General features: G+C 64.0%; 1 protein-coding gene. It reads right to left on the bottom strand.

Going from position 1 to position 453, the window contains the following annotated elements:
* Positions 1-321 precede the first annotated feature (321 nt).
* Positions 322-453: integrase core domain-containing protein (locus J1M40_RS00530; RefSeq protein ID WP_152743659.1), on the bottom strand; the 132-nt coding region annotated here is incomplete at its 5' end.

Below are 453 nucleotides of genomic sequence, written 5' to 3'. Positions count from 1 at the left end.
ACAACCACCACCGCCGGCACTCCTCGCTCGGCTACCTAACCCCAGCCGAGTACGCTCGGCAGTGCACCCATCAAATGGAAACCGACGACTCACAGAACGTCCGGACCGAATGAAGGGGGCGGCTCAGAGACAACCCCGGCCTTCCCCTCTGATGAGGGCAGGGGGCCGACCTGCTTACCGCCCCACCAATAGGCACGGGACCGTCCTCCTGCACTAGCGGGGCATCATGCACAGGCCAGAGAAGAAGAGGACATGCGCCGCGTCATCGGAGAGTTTCCCCTCGCAGGAACTACCACCTGGGCTAGAGAGGACGTAGCCCGGCTAGTTGTAGGAGGGCATGACGTTGTTGACTCGGGCCGGTGCCAACGAGGTTGGCGGGGCGTCCCCGCAGGAGGTATGAGGCCGATGGTAGTTGTAGTGGTTCACCCACACCGCCAGGGCCTCACGCCGAGC

Source organism: Micrococcus sp. KRD026 (assembly GCF_017168445.1).
Lineage (GTDB): Bacteria > Actinomycetota > Actinomycetes > Actinomycetales > Micrococcaceae > Micrococcus > Micrococcus luteus.
The sequence above is the reverse complement of the archived record's forward strand: the minus strand, read 5'-3'. Positions and strand labels throughout refer to the sequence as shown.